This is a genomic window from Candidatus Hydrogenedentota bacterium (assembly GCA_018005585.1).
In the GTDB taxonomy this organism is placed as follows: domain Bacteria; phylum Hydrogenedentota; class Hydrogenedentia; order Hydrogenedentales; family JAGMZX01; genus JAGMZX01.
The window spans coordinates 1-6,416 of sequence record JAGMZX010000012.1; the positions used below are offsets into that span (position 1 = coordinate 1).

4 protein-coding genes are annotated in these 6,416 nt (G+C 67.1%); all 4 read left to right on the forward strand.

All coding sequences use genetic code 11. The features are described from left to right. Window positions 1-221 precede the first annotated feature (221 nt). A complete protein-coding gene (locus KA184_03590) occupies window positions 222-2,339 on the forward strand; it encodes a hypothetical protein (protein ID MBP8128638.1) in 2,118 nt (705 codons plus the stop codon). A gap of 150 nt (window positions 2,340-2,489) precedes the next feature. Further along, window positions 2,490-4,169 carry a hypothetical protein gene (locus KA184_03595; GenBank protein MBP8128639.1) on the forward strand — a complete coding sequence of 560 codons (1,680 nt, stop codon included), beginning with the start codon at window positions 2,490-2,492 and terminating at the stop codon, window positions 4,167-4,169. Window positions 4,170-4,197: 28 nt separating this feature from the next. Next, window positions 4,198-5,079: a 4-(cytidine 5'-diphospho)-2-C-methyl-D-erythritol kinase gene (gene ispE / locus KA184_03600; protein ID MBP8128640.1), complete on the forward strand. Its 882-nt coding sequence runs from the start codon at window positions 4,198-4,200 to the stop codon at window positions 5,077-5,079. A 426-nt stretch (window positions 5,080-5,505) separates the two neighbouring features. Next, window positions 5,506-6,416, forward strand: a 911-nt coding sequence (locus KA184_03605) for a VIT1/CCC1 transporter family protein (GenBank protein ID MBP8128641.1), incomplete at its 3' end; no start/stop codon positions are given.

Sequence of the window (6,416 nt, forward strand, 5' to 3'; positions counted from 1 at the left end):
ATGTGACTCGTTTATTTGGCCGGCGCGGAACAGGTATAATGCTGATTCCTGAAACACATGTGCGGCAGGGCCTCCCCCGGCGAAAGAACGTCTGCGTCCGCGCGATGCAGCGGCGGGAAGCGGCCCGGCAGGTTCTCCTGTCCCCGCCCGTGAAGAAAAACGCGGGCGCGAACGTCTGGAAGACATCAGCGGAAGCATCCATCCAACAAGAAGGGTAATATATGACCGGGCAACGTTTCTTTGTCGTGTTTCTGGCCGTGCCTTCACTGATTTCGGGCATGGCGGCGGCTATTCAGGACCCGAATCAATCCACGTGGGAACTGCGGGACCGGTACACCTTCGACGGGCCCAATGGCGCGTTGCTCTATTTCGATGACAACGCGGAAATCCGGTTCCTGCTGCCGGACAAGACGTGGGCGCTTGCGCGCGCGAATTTCTCGATTGAACTGGCCGACGGCGTCTCGATCGACTCGCGGAATCTGAACAACAGCCGGCCCGACCGCACGCCGTTCGAAGGCCCCTTCGGCAAGGGCACGCACTATAACGTGCATTTCCAGCCGCAGCACGGCCTCACGTTCATTCACCGCATTGCGGCGCTGAACGAATACCCGTTCAAGCTCATCGAACTGTCCATCCAGAACACAAGCGATGCGCCCATCACCATCACGCGCGTGCTGCCGCTGACCATCGGGCCGGGCGGCGTGCCCAACGTGGACGGCCAGACGCGCTTCAAGGCGCGGCACATCAACGTGCGCGGCGGCATGCCGGTGTATTCGCCCCAGACGCCCGCGCTGGCCGCCATATTTCATTTCCCGAGCAGGTCGCTGTGCCTGGCGTTCGGCGTGCTGCCATTCAGCGAGGCGCAATCCGGCGTCGCGTTCGTTTCTGAAAACGACGCCTGGCAGGGCAGCATCTCGTGCAGCTACAGCCCCGGCATGACGCTCAAGCCGGGCGAGACGCTGCTCGTGCCGCCCATCTTCTTCAATCACACGCTTACCGTGCCCGCACGCATCGATATGTACTACTCGTGGGCGTTCAGCAACGTGCCCCGCGGAAAGTGGAATGACCCCGCGCCGCCCGCCTGGACAACCGTGGCCGGCGATGCCTCCCTCGACGACCTGGTCGGTGCCGCGCAGGCGTGGGCGCCCGTGGGCGTTACGCACGCGCTGATCCCCGCGCAGTGGGAGCGCGTGCCCGGCTCGTTCGAGGGCGCCGGGCCTCGGTATCCCAAACGGATTGGGCAGGCCGCCGAGGCTTTGCGCGGCGCCGGAGCCAAGCCCGGCATCACGGTGGACCCGCTCGCCGCGCAGGGATTGGAGGACCGCTGGACGGTCCGTTCGGCGGAAGGGCAGGCGTGGGTCAACCCGGCGGTCCCGGAGGCGCGCGCGGCGGCCATCGGCCGGTTGCGCGAATTGGCGAAGTCCGGCTTCCATTTCCTCGTGATTCAGCCGTCCGGCGTGCCGGACCCCGTGCTCGCGCAACTGAACCTCACGCGAGCCGAGGCCGACCGCATCGCGTTTCAGATAGCGGAGGAAGCGGCGGACGGGTTGCCGGTGTTCCCGAGTTCCGCGGGCGTGGTGCCCGCGGAGTTGGACGCCTGGCTCGACGCGGCCGCGGCCTCGACCCGCATGGGCGAGTATGCCGTCTCCTCCGCGCCGGTCCGGTTCGACGCGGGCGCCGGCGCGCCCAATGAGGCTACCGCCACGGCCATGCGCCTGTGGCGGGGCCCCATCGAGTTTGTGGGGCGGCCCGGCGGCGATATGCGCGCTGTTCTCCGCGCCGTGCTCTCCGGGGAGCGGATTGCGGCGCGGCCCGTGGATTTCGCGGCCCAGGGGCCGAAACTGTGGCAAATTCACGCAAGCAGCGCGGAAAGCGGCTATCTCGGCGACGCCGTGCTGGCGTTTCCCGGGGCCGCTGCGTGGAAGCTGACCGACCTCGACGTGGCGGATAACGGGCCCGTGGCGCTTTGGCGGCCTTCGGACGGCGCACTGGTCTCGACCGAGGCCGAGCCGGTGCCCGCCGCGGCGCAATTCACCCTCTACGGCGTGACACCGGTCCAAGAGCGGCCCAGTTTCATGGGCGCGAGCGGCGACCTGGGGCTGTTCCTCAAGGATGTGGCGGGCCTGACATGGGATGCGCAGAAGAACGTGCTGCGGGGCCGCATCGGCGGCACCTTCGAGGGCACGGCCACGGCCTACGTCAACGTGCCGGCGGGCTGGGCATTTCGCGGCGGCCGCGCGGGCGGCGATCCGGTGCGCCGCAAGGTGGAAGGCAATTGCCTTGCCTTTGAACTGCGCAGCGGCGCGGCGGATTTCGAACTGGAATTCGCGCGGAATTGACCGTCCGCGCGCTTGCGATGCCGGCGCCGCCGTCCGCAGGGTGGCGCGGGCACGGGCCTATCGTATAAGCTGCTGTCTCAGAGGGGCGCCGGCCTCCGCCCCGGTGCCCGGTGCGCCCGCGCGAAGACCCGGGGAACGCGGAAAAACGCCATGTATGCCGGATATCTGGGATTAGGCCGCCGCACGCGCAACGCCAGAAGACTGATCCAGGTGCTGCACGTGCTCGTGCGCCACGGCTTCGCGGACCTGTTGCGCCGGGCGGGCTTCCATCGCAGCCTGCCCGCGCGGCTGCTGCGCCGCGTGAAGCTGCTCGAAGCCCCCGCGGGCGAACCGGCCACGTTCGGCGTGCGCCTGCGCGCCGCGCTGACGGAACTCGGCCCGAGCTTCATCAAGCTGGGTCAGGTCATGAGCACGCGCCCGGACCTCTTCGGTTATGAGATGTCCGCGGAGCTCAGCAAGCTGCAGGACGAGGTGCCGCCGCTCCCCTACGAGGCGATAGCCCCGGTAATCCAGGAAGCCCTCGACGCGCCGGTCGACGCGATCTTCGCGTCCTTCGAGAAGCTGCCGGTGGCCTCCGCCTCGCTCAGCCAGGTGTACCGCGCCCTGCTAAAGACGGGCGAACCGGTCGCGGTGAAGGTGCGGCGGCCCGGCGTCATGCAAATCATAGACGCGGACATCGGCCTGCTGCGCGTGGTGGCGGCGTGGCTCCACGAGCATGTGCACGACCTCGATTGGCTGGATGCGCCGGGGATCGTCGAGGAATTCGCCCGCAGCGTGCGCCGCGAACTGGATTTTGAACTCGAAGCGGGCATCATCGCGCAGTTCCAGCGCAATTTCGCGGACTACGAGGACGTCTTCATCCCCAAGGTCTATCCGGAACTGTGCGCGTCGGCCGTGCTGACCATGGACTGGGTGGACGGTGTGCGCATCGACCGCTTCGACGAGTACGAGGCGCGCAATTGCGACCGCAAGAGGCTCGCGGAACGCGGCTGCGAAATCCTGTACGACATGGTGTTCGAACACCATCTGTTCCACGCGGACCCGCACCCGGGCAACATCTTCATCATGCGGGACAACCGCTTCGCGCTGCTCGATTACGGCATGGCCGGACACCTCGAGAAGGCGGACACGGCCGTGCTCGCGGACCTGCTGCTCGCCGTGTTGCGCCAGGATTCCGCTGAGTGCCTCGAAGCGCTGATGCTGCTCACGCCGGGCATCGAGCCGAAAGACCCCGAACGGCTGCAACACGAAATCGCGGATTTCATCGCCTTCGAGGCGCGCGCCATCATCGACCGGGGCCAGGTGGCGCTCGGACTCGAACGGGCCACGGAAATCCTGCGCACGCACCGGCTCCAACTGGCGCCGCGTTTCTCGCTGTTGTTGAAGGCGCTGGCCACCATCGAGCACGTGGGCCGCAAAGCCAACCCCGATATGAATATCGTCCCCATACTGCAGCCCTATGTCGAGCGCCTCGTCGCCGGCCGGTACCGGCCCGTGCAGTTGCTCAAGGGACTGCAGCAGAACGCCTCGACCGTGCGCCGGCTGACGCAGCAGGTGCCCGACGACCTCAGCCATCTCTTCCGCCAGTTGCGGCACGGTCACTTCCGCATGCAGGTCCAGGACCCGCGCATGGCCGACCTGCCGCGCGCGCTCGAGCGGGCCGGCAACCGCATCGCCTTTGGCCTCCTGAGCGGCGGCTTGATCATCGGGTCAAGCCTCCTGGTCGCCAGCCCGCCGCCCTTGGCCCACATCGGAATCATCGGCCTTGTCGCGGCGGGGCTGCTCGGGTTTGCCCTCGTGCTGGCGGCGCTGTGGAGCAAGAAGGACTAGAACCCGCGTTTCATAAGGATACGGACGCTTGTCTACGGAAATGGTGTATCGCTCGTACGCGAAGCTCAATCTGTATCTCGACGTACTCAAACGCCGGCGCGACGGTTATCACAATATCGAGACCATTTTCCAGACCGTGGACCTGTACGATGAACTGACCTTCGCGGAGGAGCCGCGCCGCATCGCCATTACATGCAGCACCCCGGACCTCGACACGGGCGAGGGGAATCTCGTCTACCGCGCGGCGGCGTTGCTGCAGGAGCGCTTTGCCGTGCAGGCCGGCGCGCGCATCCATCTCACCAAACGTATTCCCATTGCCGCGGGGCTGGCCGGCGGGTCCGGCAATGCCGCCGCGGCGCTCGTCGCGCTCAATACGCTATGGGACTTGAGGATTGCGCCCGACAGCCTGCGCGCGCTCGCGCTGGAACTCGGGTCGGACGTGCCCTACTGCACCCTGGGCGGAACCGCGGCGGCCACGCGGCGCGGCGAGGAACTGTTCCGCCTGCCGCCCATCGCCGCCGTCTGGTTCGTGCTGGTGCATCCTCCGCTGGCGGTCAGCGCCGCCCGTACCTACAACCATCCCGTACTGACGCGCAACGAAGCGCCGGTTTTCGCCGGGAAGACCGCTCATTTCCGCCGCTGTCTGCGCCGCCTGGCCAGCGGCGACATCGCGCCCGTCATCTTCAACCGGATGGAAGCGCCGGTATTCCACGATTTTCCCCACCTCGAACGCATCAAGACCCGCCTGCTCGACGCCGGGTGCGCCGCGGCCGCCATGAGCGGCAGCGGCTCAACCCTGTTCGGGTTATGCGCCACGCGAAGGGAAGCGCGCCGCGCCGCGGAGGCCGTCTCCGAGTATCGCAGTTCCATCGTGCGCCCCGTCCCCGTCGGAGTCGAACGTGTCCGCTGAGGCGACGGTTTCGAAGGCGGTGTCCGCGCGGCTGCGCAGTTCAAACAATCCCGCCGTCAGCCGGTACACGTGGAAAGGCAGGTCCAGGATCCCCCATATGCCGTTGCCGTTCGTGGCGTTTCTCATGGCGTTCCGCTCCGCTCGAGGACGCCTGCATTGGCGCCTCGATACACAGGACGCGAAACGGCGCGGCGTATTCACGCGCGAACGGCGCCGCGCCGCCCGAAACGCCCCCCGCTTCCGTGCTTTCCACGGGTTTCCCCGGCGGCCGGCGCGGTGGACGCCCTTGAGACTTGATAGACCATATAATAGAATAGGGCTATTGTTGAACGCGACGAGTTCGTTCCGGAACGAATACCGGGCAGAACCCGATGATCCCGGACTCCGGACCTGTTTCTCGCCTCTTCACGGAGATGACCAATTGCCATGACTGCCACCGCGCATGAAACTGTCCGCTGGCGGAAGCACCTCCAGTCGGAGGTCGATGCCGCATTTCTCTATCGCGAACTGGCGCAACTCGAAACGGACGCGCACCGCCGCGGTATCTTCGAGCGGCTCGCCCTGGTCGAGGACAGACACGTCGCGCTCTGGCGGAAAACGCTCGAAGAACATGGCGCGGACGCGTCGTGCGGCCCGCCGTCGCGGCGCGCGCGGCTCATGGCGCGCCTCGGCCGCTGGTTCGGCCCCGCGTCGCTCGTTGGCATCCTCCTGCGCGAAGAAGGCGCGGAAACGAAAATATATCTCGGCTTGCACCGCGACAGCCAGCCCGGCGCGGCCAAGGACGCCGCGCTCACGCTCGCGCGCGACTCCGCGCACCACGCGCGCACGCTCCAGGAACTTGGCGGCGGCGCGGGCGAGGCCTGGCACAACATTGCGTCCGGCGGGTTCCTGCGCAACGTCGTTTACGGGTTCAACGACGGGCTCACGGCCAATTTCGGGCTCGTGGCGGGCGTGCTCGGCGCGGATTTCGCCCTGGCGCACGTCGTGCTCTCCGGCATCGCGGGCACCGTGGCCGACGCGCTGTCGATGGGCTCGTCCGGCTACTTGGCGGCGAAAAGCGAGCGCGAAGTCTACGAGCACGAGATCGCGATGGAGCGCGAGGAAATCCGGCTCATGCCCGAACTCGAACAGGAAGAACTCGCGCTCATGTACGAGGCCAAGGGCATGCGCGCCGGAGAGGCCCAAGCCCTTGCCGCGCAAGTTATGCAAAAGCCCGAACAGGCGCTCGACGAGATGGTCCGCGAAGAACTCCAGATCGGCCCCTCGCACACCTCGCCCATGCGCGAGGCCGTGATCACCGGCTCCGCCACCGCCGTCGGCGCGCTCATCCCCGTGCT

What these genes read in the sequence shown, in the direction of transcription:
- KA184_03590 (MBP8128638.1), top strand. Translation starts at nt 222, where the DNA reads ATGACCGGGCAACGTTTCTTTGTCGTGTTTCTGGCCGTGCCTTCACTG.
- KA184_03595 (MBP8128639.1), top strand. Translation starts at nt 2,490, where the DNA reads ATGTATGCCGGATATCTGGGATTAGGCCGCCGCACGCGCAACGCCAGA.